The 17,887-nt window shown below is 71.5% G+C and carries 14 protein-coding genes; all 14 read right to left on the reverse strand.

Annotated features, from left to right (window positions below):
* Positions 1 to 30: 30 nt before the first annotated feature.
* The 14 genes from KF689_07630 to KF689_07695 all read right to left on the reverse strand — a co-directional run bounded on the left by KF689_07630 (position 31) and on the right by KF689_07695 (position 17,884).
* Positions 31 to 1,611, reverse strand: coding sequence for a nucleotidyltransferase domain-containing protein (locus KF689_07630; protein MBX3133238.1), 1,581 nt, complete (start codon positions 1,609 to 1,611; stop codon positions 31 to 33).
* A gap of 40 nt (positions 1,612 to 1,651) precedes the next feature.
* Positions 1,652 to 2,911 carry a M23 family metallopeptidase gene (locus tag KF689_07635; protein ID MBX3133239.1) on the reverse strand — a complete coding sequence of 420 codons (1,260 nt, stop codon included), beginning with the start codon at positions 2,909 to 2,911 and terminating at the stop codon, positions 1,652 to 1,654.
* A complete protein-coding gene (gene ftsZ / locus KF689_07640) occupies positions 2,908 to 4,089 on the reverse strand; it encodes a cell division protein FtsZ (protein ID MBX3133240.1) in 1,182 nt (393 codons plus the stop codon). Before ftsZ ends, KF689_07635 begins: the two co-directional genes overlap by 4 nt.
* 425 nt (positions 4,090 to 4,514) lie before the next feature.
* Positions 4,515 to 5,783, reverse strand: a complete 1,269-nt coding sequence (gene ftsA / locus KF689_07645) for a cell division protein FtsA (GenBank protein ID MBX3133241.1) — start codon at positions 5,781 to 5,783, stop codon at positions 4,515 to 4,517.
* On the reverse strand, positions 5,780 to 6,514 hold the full coding sequence (locus KF689_07650) for an FtsQ-type POTRA domain-containing protein (protein ID MBX3133242.1): 735 nt from the start codon (positions 6,512 to 6,514) through the stop codon (positions 5,780 to 5,782). The genes ftsA and KF689_07650 overlap by 4 nt, the downstream gene beginning before the upstream one ends.
* A gap of 3 nt (positions 6,515 to 6,517) precedes the next feature.
* Positions 6,518 to 7,894: a UDP-N-acetylmuramate--L-alanine ligase gene (murC, locus tag KF689_07655; protein MBX3133243.1), complete on the reverse strand. Its 1,377-nt coding sequence runs from the start codon at positions 7,892 to 7,894 to the stop codon at positions 6,518 to 6,520.
* Positions 7,895 to 7,897: 3 nt separating this feature from the next.
* Complete coding sequence (locus KF689_07660) at positions 7,898 to 8,989, reverse strand: UDP-N-acetylglucosamine--N-acetylmuramyl-(pentapeptide) pyrophosphoryl-undecaprenol N-acetylglucosamine transferase (GenBank protein MBX3133244.1); 1,092 nt, start codon at positions 8,987 to 8,989, stop codon at positions 7,898 to 7,900.
* A gap of 39 nt (positions 8,990 to 9,028) precedes the next feature.
* Positions 9,029 to 10,267: a cell division protein FtsW gene (locus KF689_07665; protein ID MBX3133245.1), complete on the reverse strand. Its 1,239-nt coding sequence runs from the start codon at positions 10,265 to 10,267 to the stop codon at positions 9,029 to 9,031.
* On the reverse strand, positions 10,264 to 11,676 hold the full coding sequence (murD, locus tag KF689_07670; protein MBX3133246.1) for a UDP-N-acetylmuramoyl-L-alanine--D-glutamate ligase: 1,413 nt from the start codon (positions 11,674 to 11,676) through the stop codon (positions 10,264 to 10,266). Before murD ends, KF689_07665 begins: the two co-directional genes overlap by 4 nt.
* Positions 11,676 to 12,809 carry a phospho-N-acetylmuramoyl-pentapeptide-transferase gene (gene mraY, locus KF689_07675; GenBank protein ID MBX3133247.1) on the reverse strand — a complete coding sequence of 378 codons (1,134 nt, stop codon included), beginning with the start codon at positions 12,807 to 12,809 and terminating at the stop codon, positions 11,676 to 11,678. The genes murD and mraY overlap by 1 nt, the downstream gene beginning before the upstream one ends.
* Positions 12,809 to 14,152, reverse strand: coding sequence for a UDP-N-acetylmuramoyl-tripeptide--D-alanyl-D-alanine ligase (locus KF689_07680; GenBank protein ID MBX3133248.1), 1,344 nt, complete (start codon positions 14,150 to 14,152; stop codon positions 12,809 to 12,811). The genes mraY and KF689_07680 overlap by 1 nt, the downstream gene beginning before the upstream one ends.
* Positions 14,152 to 15,627, reverse strand: a complete 1,476-nt coding sequence (locus KF689_07685) for a UDP-N-acetylmuramoyl-L-alanyl-D-glutamate--2,6-diaminopimelate ligase (GenBank protein ID MBX3133249.1) — start codon at positions 15,625 to 15,627, stop codon at positions 14,152 to 14,154. Before KF689_07685 ends, KF689_07680 begins: the two co-directional genes overlap by 1 nt.
* Positions 15,624 to 17,597: a hypothetical protein gene (locus tag KF689_07690; protein ID MBX3133250.1), complete on the reverse strand. Its 1,974-nt coding sequence runs from the start codon at positions 17,595 to 17,597 to the stop codon at positions 15,624 to 15,626. Before KF689_07690 ends, KF689_07685 begins: the two co-directional genes overlap by 4 nt.
* Complete coding sequence (locus KF689_07695) at positions 17,594 to 17,884, reverse strand: cell division protein FtsL (GenBank protein ID MBX3133251.1); 291 nt, start codon at positions 17,882 to 17,884, stop codon at positions 17,594 to 17,596. Before KF689_07695 ends, KF689_07690 begins: the two co-directional genes overlap by 4 nt.
* Between the last annotated feature and the right edge of the window lie 3 nt (positions 17,885 to 17,887).

Genomic DNA, 17,887 nt, shown 5'->3' on the forward strand with positions numbered 1-17,887 from the left:
CAGGTCAACAGGTAAGGGTCGGGCCGGCGCTCAGCGCCATCCCATCCTGCGGCGCAGCATCCATTCCGCGCTGAGCGCGAGCAGGGCCAGCGCGGCCAACCACCAGGCCCCGCGGGCTCGCGGGGCTGTGTCGCGGGCCGGACTGCTGCCCACCGGGCCGGCGGCGGCGTTCGGCGCGCGCGGCAGGAGTTCGCGTTGCAGTGCCGATGCCGATGCCGCCGATTCCGGCGCGGACGTCGGCGCCGCGACCCAGTCGAATATACTGCCCCAGAGGGCGTCGAATCCCTCGGCGGAGCTGCCACCGCGCGACTTCCAGCGCCAGGTGCCTGCGGCGGTGACGACGGCGCGCCGCGGACGCGCATCGTAGAGCGTGACGATGGCGCGCTCTTCACCGCGGCGCGCGCGGCGGGCCAGCAGCGTCGGGATCCCGCCGCGGGCGGAGGTGCCGACGCGCAGGGGCGGCAGCGCGTCCCAGGGCAGGTCGGCGAGGGCCGCCCGCAGCGGCGAGTCGCCGGCGCCGGTGGCGTAGTACTCGTCGCTGCCGTCCACCTGCGGCAATAGCACGAGCGGGCCGCGCGTGCGCGATATGGGCTGGCCAAAGTACGACGTGTCGCCGTGCAGCAGGACCAACGAGGCCGTCGCGAAGGCGCGCCGCACGGCCTCCTCTGGCACGGGGCGCAGGGCCTCGCCTTCGCGCCACTGGCCGGGCGCGACTCGCCAATAGGCGCGCAGCGCGCCGCGCTGGGTCTGCCGCAGCACGGCGAAGGCAAAGCGTGCGTCCTGATCCGGCGCGGTGCTGATGAGCGCCACCGAGGCAGTGCCGACCACCGCGAGCGGGCGGCTGAGCGTGTCGTTGGCCGGCTGACCGTCACCGGCGGAGAGCGCTGCCGTGAGGGCGAGACTGCCCTCGCCCGGCGGGAGGGCGCCGCGCAAGAGGAGTTCGCGCTCGCCGTAGGGCTCCAGCGGGTTGATGGCGACCTCGTGCAGCACGCGTCCGCCCAGCGTGACCGAGAGCCGGCGCGCAGCCGCGCTGGCCACGGCCCCAGCGCGCAGCGTCACGCGCAGCTCCAGCGTGTCGCCCACGAGCACCGAGGCCGGCGCGGCAAGCGCGGCGACGGCGAGGTCGGCGGCGTTATGCGCTGGCGGACGGATCAGCGCCGAACCGATCGGGAGATCGGCGAGGCGCTCGGGGTCATCGAGCTGAGCGTCGGTGACGATCAGCACCGGCCGCCCGAAGGCGCGCATCTGCTCCACCAGCGGCCCGATGCGTGAAGTTGAGTCCGTTGGGGAGTCTGGAGTCGCGCCACCGCGCAGCGCGCTGCCGAAGAGCAGGAGCGAATCGGCGCCGCTGCGGCGCAGGGAGTCGGCGATCGCGCGGGCCTGCTGCCAGGGGCTGGCGTCGAGCGCGGGCGCCCAACTGGCCGACACATCCAGCGCCACCCAAGGCGCCAGCGGCCTCCGGGCCGCCAAGGGCGCGTCGAAGAGCAGCGCCAGCAGCAGGATGGCGGCCAGCGCGCGCAGTGCGGCCAAGGGCAAGCGCGGCCGCCGCAGGCCGTAGGTGAGGCCAGCCAGCAGCGCGCCGAGCGCGAGGGCAAGGGCCCAGGAGAGCATCTATGGGGTGTGGATCAACGACGGCGCGCGGCGCCGGCGCTCAGTTGCCCAACGCGCGGACGATGCCCGCCGGCTGCTCAAGCGCGAACACCACCGCGTCGCGGGCGGCCTCAAAGCGGGCGAGGTCGCGGCCGGTGAGCGCCGGGCCGGCTTCGGCGTTGGCCAGGGCGCGGCGCGGGTCGCGGTGTACACCGCCGACGAGCACCTCGAAGTGCAGGTGCGGCGCGGTGGAGAGGCCCGTGGAGCCCACATAGGCGACGGTCTCGCCAATGCTGACGCGGCTGCCACGGCGGATGCCCGACGCGAAACCCCGCAGGTGCGCGTAGCGGGTGACCATCCCGTTGGGGTGCCGCAGTTCCAGGAGGTTGCCGTAGCCGCCGCGCACGCCGGCGAAGATCACCGTGCCGTCGCCGATGGCGCGCACCGGCGTGCCGGCGTTGGCCGCGTAGTCCATCCCCTGGTGCTGGCGCATCGTGCCGAGGATGGGGTGGCGGCGGTTGCCGAAGTTGCTGGAGATGCGGCGGAACTGCAGCGGGGCACGCAGGAAGGCAGCCGCGAGCGAGCGCCCGCGTTCGTCGTAGTAGCGCACGGCGCCGTCGTCCTTGACCACGCGGAAGGCCTGGATCTCGGTGCCCGCGCGCTGCAGGCCCGCCGCCAGCACGATGCCGATCTTCATCGTGCCGTCGGGCGCGATGTGGCGTTCGAAGAGCGCGCGGACCTGGTCGCCCTGCTGCAGCTCGCGCGACATATCGATCTTGTACTCGTAGATGTCGGCGATCACCCAGGCGAGCTCGTCGCGGGCGCGGCCGGTGATGACGCCGTCGCTGCCCTCGTAGATGGCGCCGTAGAGGTGCTCGCGCACCGTGCCACGCACGAGCACGGTGTCCACCTTCCAAGGCAGGATCTCCTCGGTGGCAGCCCAGTCGTCGCCGTCGCGGGCGAGGCGCACGATGCGGTCCACGCCGAGGCGGAAGCTGATCTCGCGCGGGCGTGCATCGGTCGTGTCGCCGCGCAGCTCGATGGGCATCCCGGCGGGGATGCGGCGCGGGTTCAGCGGCGTGGCGGCGCGGACGACCTTGGCCGCCTCGGCGGTCGAGAGTCCGCGGCGCGAGAGCAGGCCGGAGAGCGTCTCCCCGCGGCCGAGCGTGTCGTGCTCGGTCCAGGGCTGGAGGTCCGGCTCCTGCAACTGCGCCAGCAGCGCGCGCGGCGAGGCGAACTCGGGCGTGGGCAGGCGAAGCGCGGCGATCGCGAGTGCCGCGACCGCCGCGCCGAACAGGAGCCGCGTCGTGCGCGGGCTCAATCCATCTGTCTCCGGATGAACGTCGGGATCTCGAGGTCGCTGAGATCCTCCATCGGACGCGCCGCCGAGGGGCGTGGCTTGGCGGCCGGCACTGCGCCGCCGGCGTTGTTGGTGAGGCCCGCGCTGGCCGGCCGCGCGTTGCGCGCGGCATCCAGCGGAATCACCGGCGTGCTGCCCGAGGAGGCGCGGCTGCCGATGACCGGCTGCGACGCGGCGCGCCGGGCGAAGCCCGTCGCGATGACCGTCACGCGCACCTCGCCCTGCATCGCCGGCTCCGGCATCGCGCCGAAGATGATCTCGGCGTCGTCACCGACGGCGCTGCGCACCAGGTCGCTGATCGCCGTGTATTCGTCGAGCGAAGTGTCGAGGCCGGCCGTGATGTTGATGAGCACGCCACGGGCGCCGGCGATCGAGACGCTGTCGAGCAGCGGGCTCTCGATGGCCATCTTGGCCGCATCCACCGCGCGGTTGTCGCCGCGGCCGATGCCGGTGCCCATAATGGCCGAGCCGCCGTCCTTCATAATCGTGCGCACGTCGGCGAAGTCCACGTTGACGAGGCCGGCCTTCGTGATGATGCCGGAGATGCCGCCCGTGGCCTGCAGCAGCACTTCGTCCGCCTTCTTGAGCGCGTCCTGGAAGGGAATCCCCTTGCCCACCACCGCCAACAGGCGCTCGTTGGGCACGACGATCATCGTGTCCACGTGCTTGGCCATCTCGGCGATGCCCTCGTCGGCCTGGCGCATCCGCTTGCGGCCTTCGAAGAGGAAGGGCTTGGTGACGATGCCGACGGTGAGCGAGCCCTGTTCGCGGGCCAGCTCGCAGACGATCGGCGCGGCGCCGGTGCCGGTGCCGCCGCCCATACCGCAGGTGACGAACACGAGGTCCGCGCCGGCAATCGAGCGCGAGACTTCGTCGCGGTTCTCCTCGATCGCCTGACGCCCGATTTCCGGGCGGGCGCCGGCGCCGAGGCCACGCGTGAGCTTCTTGCCGATCTGGATCTTCACGTCCGACTTCGAATTCAGCAGCGCCTGGGCGTCGGTGTTCACCGAGATGAACTCCACGCCCTCGAGCTGCTCCTCGATCATTCGATTGACCGCATTGCCACCGCCGCCGCCGACGCCAACGACCTTCATCTTGGCGTGCTGGGCGTTGGGCTCTTCGAATTCGAATAGGGACATAAGTCGGATGACGGATGACGGAGGCCGGTCGGCGCTCACCGATCCCGGCGTACGCACGGAAATATAGCCGGACCGGCGCCCGGGTTACACGGGAATGACGACGCAGGGGGCGCGGGGAAACGCGGGTGCGGCCCGGGAGAGTCCACTTCGGGGTGGCGCCGCAAATATTTGTGATATACCGGAACGGCGGTCACCACAGAGGGCACAGAGAACGGCAACTGCTGTTTAACGCAGAGGCGCAGAGGTCGCAGAGAACTACAACTACAACGGCAACAGCTCTTAGGGGGTCCGAACCGAAATTTCGGTGCGGACCCCCTAAAAGCAGTTGCCGTTCTCAGCAGTTCTCTGCGTCCCTCTGCGCCTCTGCGTTCAAAAAGGCTGTGGCAGTTCTCTGTGCCCTCTGTGGTGAACCGCAGTTACGGGGACTAGAACCAATCCTGTAACCAGGTCTTGAACCGCTGCGCCATCGAATCCATACTCGGCCCGGACCCACTGAGACTGAGCCGGCGGCCCTTCCCCGCACTCCCCCCGAGGGCCACACGATGCGCCCCGTACTGGACGAGGCCGGTGACGGTGCTGAAGCGCGGGCTCTGGATGCTGTCGGCCAGGCCACCGAGGAGGTCGCCGGGGACGCCGATGCGCGCGCCCATCCCGAAGACGTCGCTGGCGAGCAGGTCGGTGCCCGGCTGCGCGGCCGCGCCGCCCGTCACGACGATGCCCGCCGCGAGGCGCGACACGAGATGGTGCTCCTCCAGGTCGCGCAGGACCATCTCGAAGATCTCCTGCGTGCGCTGGTGGATGATGTGCGCCAAGAGCTCGCGCGGGATCTCGCGGTCGCCCTGCGCGCCGGTGCTCGGCAGCTTGATGATCTCACCGGTCACCTTCACCAGCGGCTCGTAGGCGGCGCCGTACTGCTCCTTGAGGCGTTCGGCGTCGAGCGCCGTGACCCCGAGGCCGTGGACGATGTCGCTCGTGACGTTGAGGCCGCCGAAACCGATGGTGCCGAGGTGGCGGATCTTGCCCTCGTGGAAGACGGCGACGTCGGTGGTGCCGGCGCCGATCTCGACGAGCGCGACGCCCAGCTCCTTCTCCTCCTCGGTGAGCACGCTGAGTGCGCTGGCCAGCGGCTCGAGCACCAGCTCGCCCACACGGTAGCCCGCGCGCTCGACGGCCTTGCGCAGGTTCATCGCCGGCGAGGAGCCGATGGTGACGAGGTACATCTCGGTCTCGAGACGCGTGCCGATCATCCCGACCGGGTCGCGGACGCCCTGGTTCTTGTCGACCGTGTATTCCTGCGGGATCGCGTGGATGAGCTCGCGGTCCTGCGGGATGGCCTGCGCGCGGGCGACGGCGTTGGCGCGGTCCACGTCGGCGCGGGTGATCTCGTGGCCGGTCACCGACGCGATGCCGGTGGAGGTCATCGCCTGCACGTGCTCGCCGGCGATGCCGGCATAGACGGTCTCGACGCGGGCGCCGGCCATCCGCTCGGCGTCCTGCATCGCCTTGGTGATGGAGCGCTGCGTCTCCTCGATGTCGGCGACGACGCCCTTGCGCAGGCCGGTGGTGCGGGCCTGGCCGACGCCGAGGATGTTGACCGAAGGATGCTTGGGCAGGTCCCCCACGACCTCTGCGATGACCGCAGTGGTCTTGGCGGATCCGATATCGAGGCCGGCGACGAGACGGTCGAGGTTCATTGGCGCTGGAGGCGGACGATGACCTGGTCACGGAAACGCAGGTCGAGTTCGCGCGGGCGCCAGTTGCGGCGCGCCGCATCGAGCTCCACCGGGAGCACCTCGGCCAACCGCGCGGCGTGTACCGTGGAGTCGGCGAGGATCCGGAACTCGGGCAACTGCAGCAGCAGTTCCCCCCGCTCCGTGCGGCCCGCCTCGCTCACCCGAGCGAAGAGCGCCGGCTCCTCGACCTGCGTCTCCGCCAGGAGGCGGAGCAGTACGAGATCCTTCCGCGCGAGCACCGGCAGGTCCACATCCATCGTCGTGGGGTCCACCGGCAACGAATCACCATCGGCATCGGTGACGACGAGGCCGCGGGGCGTGGCGACCAGCGCCACGGGCGGATTCTCGGTCACGACGACGACGAGGGTGCCGGGGAGCTTCCGCCGGATGCGCACGCTGCGCACCTGCGGATGCTCCGCCACCCGCGCTTCGAGAGGGGAGACGTCGTCCCAGACGGACGCGAGCGTATCCACTCCTAACCGCGAAACGATTTCGTCGGGGGTGGCGTAACGGACGCCCTGCAGCTCCACACGTCGTACGCGGAAGAAATCCATCGAGCGCAGCACGGTGCGTCCCCAGAATGGGGAAGACACGAGCGCCAGCAGAATTGTGATGCGCGTGGCTGCCCGCAGCGCCCGGCGCCAGCGCGGGAGATCCGCGGGGTTCGGCGGGGCCGTGCGGGCGCCGTCCATCCGTCAGCCGGCCAGCACGGCCAGCAATTCCGGCCCAGTCCTGGTGATGTCCCCCGCCCCGACCGTGAGCACGACGTCGCCCTCGCGAAGCTCCGCCGAGATCGCGGCCGCCAGATCGCCGCGCGGCCCCATCCAACGCGGTGGCAGACCGCGGCGCGCCATTGCGTCGGCCACGAGCTGGCTGCTCACGCCCTCGATGGGCTTCTCGCGCGCCGGATAGATGTCGGCGAGGTACACCAAGTCCGCCACCGCCAACGCATCGCCGAAATCCGCAGCGAAGTCGCGCGTGCGCGAGAACAGGTGCGGTTGGAAGGCCACGACCAGGCGGCGGTTCGGAAAGGCCTCGCGCGCGGCGGTGAGCGTGGCGCGCAGTTCAGTGGGGTGATGCGCGTAGTCGTCCACGACGTCCACGCCCCGCTGCGTGCCGAGGCGCTCGAAGCGGCGCTCAACGCCGGCGAAGGCCTCGAGACCCGGCGCCATCTGCTCAACCGTCAGCGCCCAGGGCCCGATACCGCAGGCGAGCGCCGCGAGCGCGTTGAGCACGTTGTGCTGACCGGGCACGTTGAGGCGCACCTCGCCCAGCGCCTTGCCGTCGTAGCGCACCTTGAAGGCGCTGCCGCCGTGGACGGCGCGCAGGTCGTGCGCCACGAGGCGCGCATCGGGGCTGGCGATGCCGTAGCGAATCACCTCGGCGGTGGCCGGGCTCGGCAGGGCGTTGGCGCCGGGATCGTCGGCGCAGAGCACCACGTAGCGGGCGCGGCGCACGTACTCGCTGAACGTGGCGTGGATGTCCGCGAGGTCAGCGTAGATGTCGAGGTGATCGGCCTCGACGTTGGTGACGACGGCCACCGTGGGCCACAGCGCGAGGAAGGAGCGGTCGTACTCGTCCGCCTCCACCACGAAGAGCTCGTGCCCGCCCTCGCTGAGGTTGCCTCCCCAACTGCGTACGCGCGCGCCTACAACACCGGTAGGCTGCTTGCCGGCGGCGGCCAGCGCGGCGGTGGTCATCACCGTGGTGGTGCTCTTGCCGTGCGTGCCGGCCACGCCAATCAACGTGCCGCCCGCCGTGGCCTCGGCCAGCGCCTCGGCGCGGCGGATCACCGGGATGCCGGTGGCCTGTGCGGCGAGAAGCTCGGGATGGTCTTTGGGAACCGCACTCGTGACGACGAGTGCGCGGTGGCCGGCGAGGTGCGCGGGATCGTGACCAGCGTGCACGGGAATGCCGAGCGCGGCGACGTCTGCCGCGCCGGCGCTTTGCTGGTCACAGCCCGTGACCTGCGCGCCGCGACGGTGGCAGAGCTCGGCCAGCGCGCTCATCCCCGCCCCGGCGATTCCCATAAAGTGGACCGGCCGCGGATCTGCGGCATCGAGCAATGGCATCACTCAAAGATATGCGGCGATGTCGCGCGCGATCTCGGCCGCCGCCTGCGGGCGCCCGCGCGCCTTGGCCGCGTCGGCCATCGCGGCCAGCCTGGCTGGATCGCCGAACAGCTCCCCGAACTCGCGCGCCAGCCGCTCCGCCGAGAGCTCCGTCTGCGGCAGGCAGCGCGCGGCACCGGCCGACTCGAGCACGCGCGCGTTGGCCGTCTGGTGGTCGTTGGCGGCGCTGGGCAGCGGCACGATGACGCTGGGGATGCCCCAGGCGCAGAGTTCGCTGGTGCCCATCATCCCGCCGCGCACCAGCGCCGCGTCGGCTGCGGCGTAGGCCTCGGCGATCGGCGAGAGGTACGGCAACACGCGCACGTCGGCGCGATCGAACTGGCTGTACGAATCGAACTGCGCCTTGCCCGTGGCCCAAAGCACACAGAGTCCGGACGGAATGCCCTGCTCCACCCAGGACGCCACCGCTTGGTTCAATGCGCGGGCGCCCTGCGAGCCGCCGAAGACGAGGAGCACCTTGGCGTGTGCCGGGAATCCCCAGCGCGCGCGAGCCTCGGCCGCAGCCGGGCGGATATCCGGCGGCGGCTCGATGGGGTTGCCGCTGGCGCGCATCGTACCGCGCGCTGCGGAGAGGTAGCGCGCCGCCTCGGGGAAGCCGAGGAAGTTCTCTTGCGTCACGCGCGCGCCCCAGCGCGCCGTGATGCCGGGCACGGCATCACCGATATGTTGCACGGCGGGAATGCCGCGCCGCCAGGCCCAGAGCAGCGCCAGCCCGGCCGCGTAGCCGCCGGTCCCGACGACGAGCTTGGGCGGCCGTGTGCGCGCCGCGGCGTCGAGCTTACTCCACGAGGCCAACGCGCCACGCAGGGTCTGCCAGTTCTTCCAGACCTGCGGGCGGTACAGCGGGTGCAGGTCGAGCAACAGGTGCGGGAACTCAGTCGTCGGCAGCACGTCGCGCTCGATGCCGCGCAGCGCGCCCACGAAGAACGGCTGCACCTCCGGCCGCAGGCGCTGCAGCGCGCGCGCGATCGCCAGCCCGGGGTAGAGATGTCCCCCCGTGCCGCCGCCGCTGAACCAGACGTGCGTGGCGCTCATAGCGCGGAATCTCGCCGCATCAGACGATGCGGGCCACGGCTAGCGCCGCGCGGCCAGGGGATCCGTGGCGCGATCCCCGACCACCCGCTCGGCCACGCTGCCGATGTTCAGCAGGATGCCCGTCGTGACCAGCGTGAGCAGGATGTTGGAGCGGCCGTAGGAGATGAACGGCAGCGTGAGCCCCGTCGTCGGCAGCAGGCCGATCACGACGCCGATGTGCAGGTAGGCGGTCACCACCGTGGTGATGGTGATGCCCAGCGCCACGAGTTGCGTGAACGGCGTGCGCGCCTGCTTGGCGATGCGGAAGCCCAGCCAGGCCCAGAGCGCAAACAGGAGAATCACGCCGAACATCCCGACGAATCCCCACTCCTCGCCGATGTTGCTGCCGATGAAGTCGTTGTACGGCAGCGGCAGGAAGCCATACTGCTGGCGCCCCTGCCCGAAGCCCAGTCCCCAGAGCCCGCCCGAGCCCACGGCGATGAGCGACTGGTTGAGCTGGTAGTTGATCTCGGCCTCGGCGCCGGCGGCGCCGGTGAAGCCGAGCAGGCGGCGCATAATGTATTCGAGGCGGTTGATCTCGCTCCAGACGATCGGCAGCGCCAGCGCACCGAGGAACACGAAGTGGCCGATGCGCGCGCCGGCGGCGAAGAGCATCGCCCCCATCACCAGCGCGTAGAACAGCACCACCGAGAAGTCGGGCTGCAGCGCGCAGAGGATGCTGAGCCCCACGAGGATGATGCCGAAGGGCATCAGGCCCTTGGTGAGGCGGCGCAGGCCCTCGGCCCCGCCCTTCTTCACGATGAGCATCGCCGTCCAGATCACTACGGCAAGCTTGGCGAACTCCGACGGCTGGATGGAGCCGCCGAGCAGGAATCGGCGCGAGCCGTTGATGGGCGGCGCGAGACGCTCGAAGGGTCCCGGCAGCACCGTCATCAGCATCGTCGCGAAGGCCAGCGCCATCAGCGGCCAGGCGTAGTCGCGCCAACGCTCGGCGTCCCACTTGGCCAGCACGGCCAGCGCGACGATGCCAGCCGCGACGCCGGTGAGCTGGCGGTAGAGGAAGAACCAGCTCGGCCGCCCTTCCTGCACCGCCACGATGGCGCTGGCGGAGTAGAGCGTGGTGAGACCGAACACCAAGAGCACGGCGGTGATGACGAGCAGCACGCGTGCCTCGATCGTCATCCGCCAGCGCAGGCGCTCCTGCGACACCGCGCGCGAGCTGCGCTCCGGCGTGGCGCGGGTCCCGGCGGGCGAGAAGATGTCGCCGACGGCGGTCACGGCGCGATCGCCTGGCTGCGGAAGGTTTCGCCGCGCTCTTCGTAGTTGGCGAACATATCGAAGCTGGAGCAGGCAGGAGCGAGAAGGACGGCATCGCCCGGCGCCGCGAGGGCGCGCGCACGGGCGATGACTGCCTCAAATGACGATCCGGCCCGCTCGACGGGCACGTGGCCCGCGAGGTCGGCGGCCACCAGCGGCTCGGCCTCGCCGTAAGCCACGACGGCCTTGACTCGGCCGGCCATCGCCGGTAGCAGCGCGGTGTACGGCTCGCCTTTATGCTTGCCGCCGAGCAGCAGCACGGTGGGCCGCTCCATCGCTTCGATGGCCACGCGCGCGGCACCGATGTTGGTGGCCTTGGAGTCGTTGATCCACAGCACGCCGTCGCGCTCGCCGACAATCTCCAGCCGATGCGGCGGTGCGACGAAGCTGCTCAGCCCGTCGGCGATGGCGCGCAGGCCGGCGGCGTTGCGCGCCTCGGGGATGGCTGCGTACACGGCCAACGCGGCGGTGAGCGCATTGGCCACGTTGTGTGCACCCAGCAGCGGCAGCGCGTCGCGCGCGAGCAGGTCTTGGCCGGCGAGGACGAGCATCCGGCGCGCGGTGTCGTAAGAGGCGTCAGCGTCGGTGCGTTGCAGCGAGAAGGTCATCGCCTTGCCCCGCACCGCGGCCGTCCGTTGCATCACGGTGTCGTCGTCGAGGTTCACCACGCGCAGGCTCTGGCCATCGGCGTTGGCAAAGATCAGGTCTTTGTCGCGGTAGTAGCTCTCGAGGTCGGCGTAACGGTCGAGATGGTCCGGCGCGAGGTTCGTGAGCACGGCGACGGCCGGCTTGATGCCGGGCGTGTCGTGCAGCTGGAAGGAGCTGAGTTCGAGCGCCAGCCAGGCCGGCTGCTTCTCGCGCAGCGCAATCTCCGACACCGGCGTGCCGATGTTGCCCGCCGCCTCGGCCTCGAGACCAACAGCGCGCAGCACTTGCGCCACGAGCGCGGTGACCGTCGTCTTGCCGTTGGTGCCGGTGATGGCGACATAGCGCGTGGCGCCGAGGTGGGCGAGGCCGAGCTCGACCTCGCTGTACACCGGCCGGTCGGCGGCGCGCGCGGCCTTGAGCGGTGGCGCATCCGGAGGCACACCCGGGCTCACGACGACGCAGGCCGCGCGCGCGAGGCGCTGCAGGTCGTGCCCACCGAGCTCGACCTTGACGCCAACGTCGCGCAGGGCCGAGGCAGCGGCGGAGAGCGCCTCACCGCGTCCGGCATCCGAGGCGTACACGGGCAACTGCAGCGAGCGCAGCAGGCGCGCGGCGGCCACGCCACTGCGCCCGAGCCCGACGACCGCGACCTCCACCGAACTGCCCTGCCCCGCCTCCGTCATCTGGCGGAGCCGGGCCCGCATCCGCGCCCAGGTCTGCATCAGCGGATCTTCAGCGTCGAGAGCGCCAGAAAGGCGCAGAGGATCCCGATGATCCAGAACCGCACCACTACCTGCGTCTCGGGCCAGCCCTTGAGTTCGAAGTGGTGGTGGATGGGGGCGCGCAGGAACACGCGGTGCCGCTGCGCGTACTCCAGCCCGAATCGCCGCTTGCGCCACTTGAAGGCCGAGCGCTGGATGACCACCGAGACCGTCTCGGCGACGAACACGCCGCCGACGATCACCAGCAGGAACTCGCTCTTGAGCAGGATGGCGACCGCGCCGATGGAACCGCCCAGCGCCAGCGAGCCGGTATCGCCCATAAAGACCTCGGCCGGGTGCGCGTTGTACCACAGGAAGCCCACCGCCGCGCCGAACACCGCCGAGCAGAACACCGTCAGCTCGCCGGCGCCGCGCAGGTAGATCAGGCCGAGGTACTCGGTGGCGTCCACGCGGCCCATCACGTAGGCGAAGATCGCCATCGTCAGCATCGCGATGGCGATGAGGCCGGTGGCAAGCCCGTCGAGTCCGTCCGTGAGGTTCACCGCGTTGCTGAAGCCCGTCATCACGAAGGTGACGAAGGGCACGTAGAGCCAGGCGATGGTGGGGACGATGAGCACGTACTTGTAGAACGGCAGCGTCGTCGATGCGCCGGGCAACGAGTTGATCGGGTATTGCCAGAGGTAGTAGCCCAGCGCGAGGCCGATGGTCACCTGCCCCGCCAGCTTGTAGCGCTCCACCAGCCCGCGGTTCTCCCTGCCCTCGCGCTTCTGCTTGAGCTTGAGGTAGTCGTCGAGGAAGCCGATGGCGCCCATCAGCACGGTCACGCCGAGCGCCAGCCACACGTACTTGGAGCGCAACTGCATCCAGAGCAGCGTCGAGGTGACGACCGCCGAGAGGATGATGAGGCCGCCCATCGTCGGGGTCGTGCCCTTGCCGGCGTGCGAGTCGGGCGTGCCGGCCCGCACCACTTGATGCACCTGCATCGCGCGCAGGCGCGCGAGGATCCACGGCGCGACAACGAAGCACACCAGCAGCGAGGTGATGGCCGCGCCGGCCGCCCGGAACGAGATGTACCGGAAGATGTTGAACGCGCTCTCGTAGGTCGTGAGCGGCAGCAGGAACTCGTACAGCATTACGCGTGGGCCCAGGTGGTGAGGTGCGGCACGAGACGTTCCAGCGCGACGCCGCGCGAAGCCTTGAGCAGGATTGCGGCGTCGGGCGCCAGGCGCGGCTCCAGCAACGGCCAGAGATCGTCCACATCGCGCGCGACGAGGACGCGCTCGCCCGCGCCGGCAGCCCGCAGCGGCGCAGCGAACTCGCCCAAGCCGACGACCAGCTCCGCCCCGCTCGCCAACGCCGCCTCCGCCACCTCGCGGTGCGCCCGTTCGCTCGCGGCACCGAGTTCACGCATCGTGCCGAGCACTGCAACCCGTTGACGCCCCGCCCCGACATCCCGCAACAGCGCCAAGGCCGCTACCGCCGAGCCCGGATTGCTGTTGTAGCAGTCGTTCACCAAGAGCGCGCGGCCCAGCGGCGCCACCGCCGAGCGCATCGCGGGCTGCGGCATCGCGGCGATGCCCGCCGCCGCCTCGGACGCCGGCACGCCGAACTCCGCGGCTACCGCCATCGCCAAGGTCGCGTTGCGCAGGTTGTGCGCGCCGGGCAGCGGCACGCGCAGGCGCACGCCTTCGCACTCGGCCCAGCCCCGCCCGTCAGGCTCGAGGCCGTGCTTCGTGGCGCGATGGTCGCCGGCGTCGAGGCCTGCCGTCACGCAGCGGCCGGCGCGGCGCTGCGCCTCCGCCACCACCTCAGGCTCCTCGGCGGGCACCACCGCCAGCGGCACCTCGTCGCAGAGCGACATCTCCTCGGCCATCACGCCGGCCAGGTCGCCGAAGCCCTCGAGGTGTTCCTCTTGCACCGTCGTGATCACCGCGACGTCTGGCCGGATGATGGCGCGCAGCGCAGCGATCTCGCCCGGTTCATTCGTCCCGGCCTCGACCACCGCGAGATCGGCGTCATCGGGGAGCGCGAGCAGCGTCAGCGGCACGCCGATGCGGTTGTTCAGGTTGCCGGTGGTGGCGTGCACGGCATACACGCTGCCGAGCGCGGCGCGGAGGAGTTCCTTGGTGCTCGTCTTGCCGTTGGAGCCGCCCACCGCGATCACCGGCTTGGCCCAGGCGTCGCGGCGGTAGCGCGCGAGCTGGCCGAGGGCGACGAGCGTATCGGGGACTTCGAGCACCGGCACGCCGCCCAGCGGTGCGCGACGGGCGTCAGCGACGATGAGCGCCGAAGCCCCGGCAGCGAGGGCGGCTTCGAGATGGTCGTGCGCGTCGAAGCGTTCGCCGCGCAGGGCCACGAAGGCCGCACCCGCGGCAAGCGTGCGCGTATCGGTGGAGATGCCGGCGACGGGACGGGCGTCCAACTGCAGCGGCAGGTCGAGGGCGCGTACGAGGCGCTCGAGGGTCCAGAAGGCCATCAGGCGGGCGATCGGCGGAGGGTGGGCAGCAGCTCCCGCACGATAGCGGCCTCGTCAAACGGATACGAGGTCTGCCCGCGGATCTGGTACGTCTCGTGTCCCTTGCCGGCCAGCAACACCACATCGCGCTCGGGATCGGCCAGGGCCAACGCGTGCGCGATGGCGGCGCGGCGGTCCTCGATGCGGTCGTAGCTGCCCGGCGCCAGCGGCGCGCAGATGTCGTCAAGGATGCGCTCGGGATCCTCGGTGCGTGGGTTGTCGCTGGTGACGACGAGATGATCGGCACCGTCGCGCGCGGCGGTGGCCATCAGCGGACGCTTGCCGCGGTCGCGGTCGCCGCCGCAGCCGAACAGCACGATGAGCCGCCCGGGCGTGAACGGCCTCAGGGCTGCCAAGGCGCGCGTCAGCGCGTCCGGCGTGTGGGCGTAGTCGCGCAGCACGGTCGGGCGCTCGCCGAGCAGTTCCAGCCGGCCAGGCACCTGCGGCACCGTGGCGAGACGCGCCGCGACGGTATCAAACGGCACGCCCACCGCGATGGCTGCCGCTGCGGCGCCAAGCGCGTTGGCCACATTGAACTCGCCGATCAACGGCAGAGCCACCGGCCGCGACTGCTCGCCCTGCCGCAGCAGCCAGGCGCTGCCCCGCGGCGTGAAGCGCAGTTCCTCGGCGCGCAGGTCGGCCTCGGCGCGCATCCCGAAGCGCAGTGTTCGCGGTGCCGGCGGCAGCCCGCGCCACGCGGGGTCATCGCCGTTCACGACCGCGACGCCATCGTCGGCGAGCAGCCCCACCAGCCGCGCCTTGGCCGCGAGGTAGGCGTCCATCGTGCCGTGGTAGTCGAGATGGTCGCGCGTGAGGTTGGTGAACACCCCCGCCGCGAAGCGCAGCGCGCCGACGCGCTGCTGGTCCAGCGCGTGTGAACTGACTTCCATCGCCACGCGTCGCACGCCGGCGTCCACGAGCGCGCGCAGCAGGCGCTGCAGCTCGATCGGCCCCGGTGTGGTGAGGCCGGCGCCGCCCGGCAGCGGCTGACCATCGCCGAGCAGCACGCCCAGCGTGCCGATGCTGGCGGACGGCGCGTCGGGTGCGTCCAGCAGGTGGCGCAGCAGGCCGACGGTGGTCGTCTTGCCGTTGGTGCCCGTGACGCCGACCAGCGTGAGCTGGCGCGCGGGATCGCCGTAGTAGGCGGCGGCGAGCGTGGCCGCGGCCGCGCGCGTGTCGCTGACGAGGAGTGCGGGAAGGTCGGTCGTTGCATCCGCCGCGACGACGGCCAGCGCCGCGCCTGCAGCCGCCACCTGCGGCAGGAACTCGTGACCGTCGCGCGCACTGCCCCGCACCGCCACGAAGCATCCGGCCGCGACGACGGCCCGGCTGTCGTCCGTGAGTCCAGCCACGGACGCGGGCAGCGCGCCGCGCTCGCCGACCAAGAGACCCGCCGCCTGCAGCGCGTCGCGCAGGACGGCGCTTGGCGCGCTCATCGATTGTTCCCGAGCCGGACCACCGAGCCCGAGCGCAGGTAGGTGCCCGGGGCCGGCGACACGTCGCCGGCGCGCCCGCTCACGAGCTGCACGCGGAAGCCGGCGCGATGCAGTTCGCGCACGGCGCGGCGCGTCGGCAGGCCGCGCACGTCCGGCACCGGTCGCTCGCTGACGAGCGCGGCCGCCGGCTCCGGCGTGTTGCCGAGCTCCACCACGTACGCCGGTGCCGCGCGCGACTCGGCGGCCGCGGCCGTGGCCACGGCGCGCGCGCTGTCGGCGGCGGGGCGCAGGTCCGCTGCACGGCGGCGCGGTGCGGCCGCGAGGCGCGAGCGATCCAGCGACGCATCGCGCGCCGCGATGGCGGCTTCCAGCACCACCTTGCTCACCGGCGCGGCGACGCGACCGCCGTAGTACGAGGCACCACGCGGATTGTCGAGCTTCACGAGAATCACGTACTGCGGGTTGTCGGCCGGGAACAGGCCGACGAAGCTCGCCGTGTACGCGCCGGACTCGTAGCCGCGCCCGTCGGCGCTGGTGCGGCGGGCCGTGCCGGACTTTCCAGCGACTTCGAAGGTCGCCAAGTTCGCCGTCGTCGCCGTGCCGCCGGTAACGACATCGCGCAGCAGGTCGCGCATCACGAGCGCGGTACGCTCGCTCATCATCCGCCGGACCACGCGGCGCTCGGCGCGCCAGAGCGTCGTGCCCGACGCATCGCGCAGTTCCTGCACCAGATGCGGCTCCACCAGCACGCCGCCGTTGGCGAAGGCGGCGTAGGCCGCCGCCAGCTGCACCGGCGTGACCGACACCTCGTAGCCCATCGCCATCGAGGCCCGCGAGGTCCCCGACCAGCGCGACACCGGGTACAGCCGGCCCGGCGACTCACTGGGATACGGCAGGCCGGTGGTCGTGCCGAAGCCGGCGTCGCGCAGCGCCTCGTACTGCTCGCGCGCGCTCAGCCGCTCGTTGAATTGCACGATGCCGATGTTCGACGATTGCTGGATGACCTCGGCGAAGCTCATCGCGCGCGCCTTGTGCACGTCGCGGATGGTGCGCCCGTTGGCGCGCCACTCACCGTTGTAGGTGGGCACGGAATCCTGCAGGCGCACGCGGCCGCGCTCGAGCAAGGCTGCGGCGATGAACGGCTTGATCGTCGAGCCGGGTTCGTAGGGCTCGGTGAGTGCGGTGGCGCCGGTGGTGGCGGCGCCGGCGCGGCGGCTGGCCAACGCGCGGATCTCGCCACCGTGCGGGTCGAGGATGACGATGTCTCCCCCGCTGGCGTCCATCGAGCGCACCGCTTCGGCCAGCGCGCGCTCGGCGATGTCTTGCAGCCCTTGGTTCAGCGTCAGCACCACCGTGTTGCCTGGCAGCGGCGCGTTGCCGCGCACTTCCGGCGACTCGAGGCGGCGCCCGCGGCCGTCGCGCAGCAAGGCGCGCCGGCCCGACTGCCCGCGGAGGACCGAATCCAGCGCCGACTCGATGCCGCCCACGCCGTTGCCGTTCGGATCGATCGTCCCAAGCAGGCGGCGCAGTCCGTCAGTGGGTGGTGCGACGCGTTCGATGCTTTCGGTGGGATGCACGCCGCGCATCGCCAACACCTCGGCGACGTCGGTGCTCGCGTAGCGGCCCGGCAGTTCCACCCACTTGCGGCTGCGGTCGGTGGCGCGGCGCACGAACTCGGCCGGAACGCCGGCGCGGCGCAGGCCCTCGGTCAGTGCCTCCGGCTGCCGCACTTCGGAGGGCGCGACGGCGAGGCGCACGACGGCGCGGCTCTGCACCAGCACCGAGCCTGAGGCGTCGAGGATCGGCCCGCGCAGGGCCGGCAGCTCGACGTTGGCGACCTGCTGCACCTCGGCGCGCGCGCGCCAACGGTCCGTCTCGCGCAGCTGCACCCAGGCGGCGCGCCCGACGAGCGCCACCGCGAAGCACACGAAGGCGCCGTGCACGACGCCGACGCGGCTGACGTGGATCACCGGCGCGGCGTCGCCCGCTCGGGGCGCGGGATGATGATGACCAGGCTCTCGGGCGGGACGCGCATTCCGAGCTTCTCTTCGGCGATGGGGGCGAGCCGGGCCCGGCTCGAGGCGTCCCGGATCGCCCCTTCGAGGGCGGCTTCCTGGGCCTCCAGCGCGGTCCGGCGTTCTTCGAGTTCACGTAGCTGCCGAGCCTGGGCAATGCCGAGACTCCGCCTCCATATGACGCCTGTGGCCACCACAAAGAAACCGATCAGCGCGAGGAAGATGATGCTGCGGCCGCGCATCGT

The sequence above is a fragment of the Gemmatimonadaceae bacterium genome (assembly GCA_019637355.1).
Lineage (GTDB): Bacteria > Gemmatimonadota > Gemmatimonadetes > Gemmatimonadales > Gemmatimonadaceae > Pseudogemmatithrix.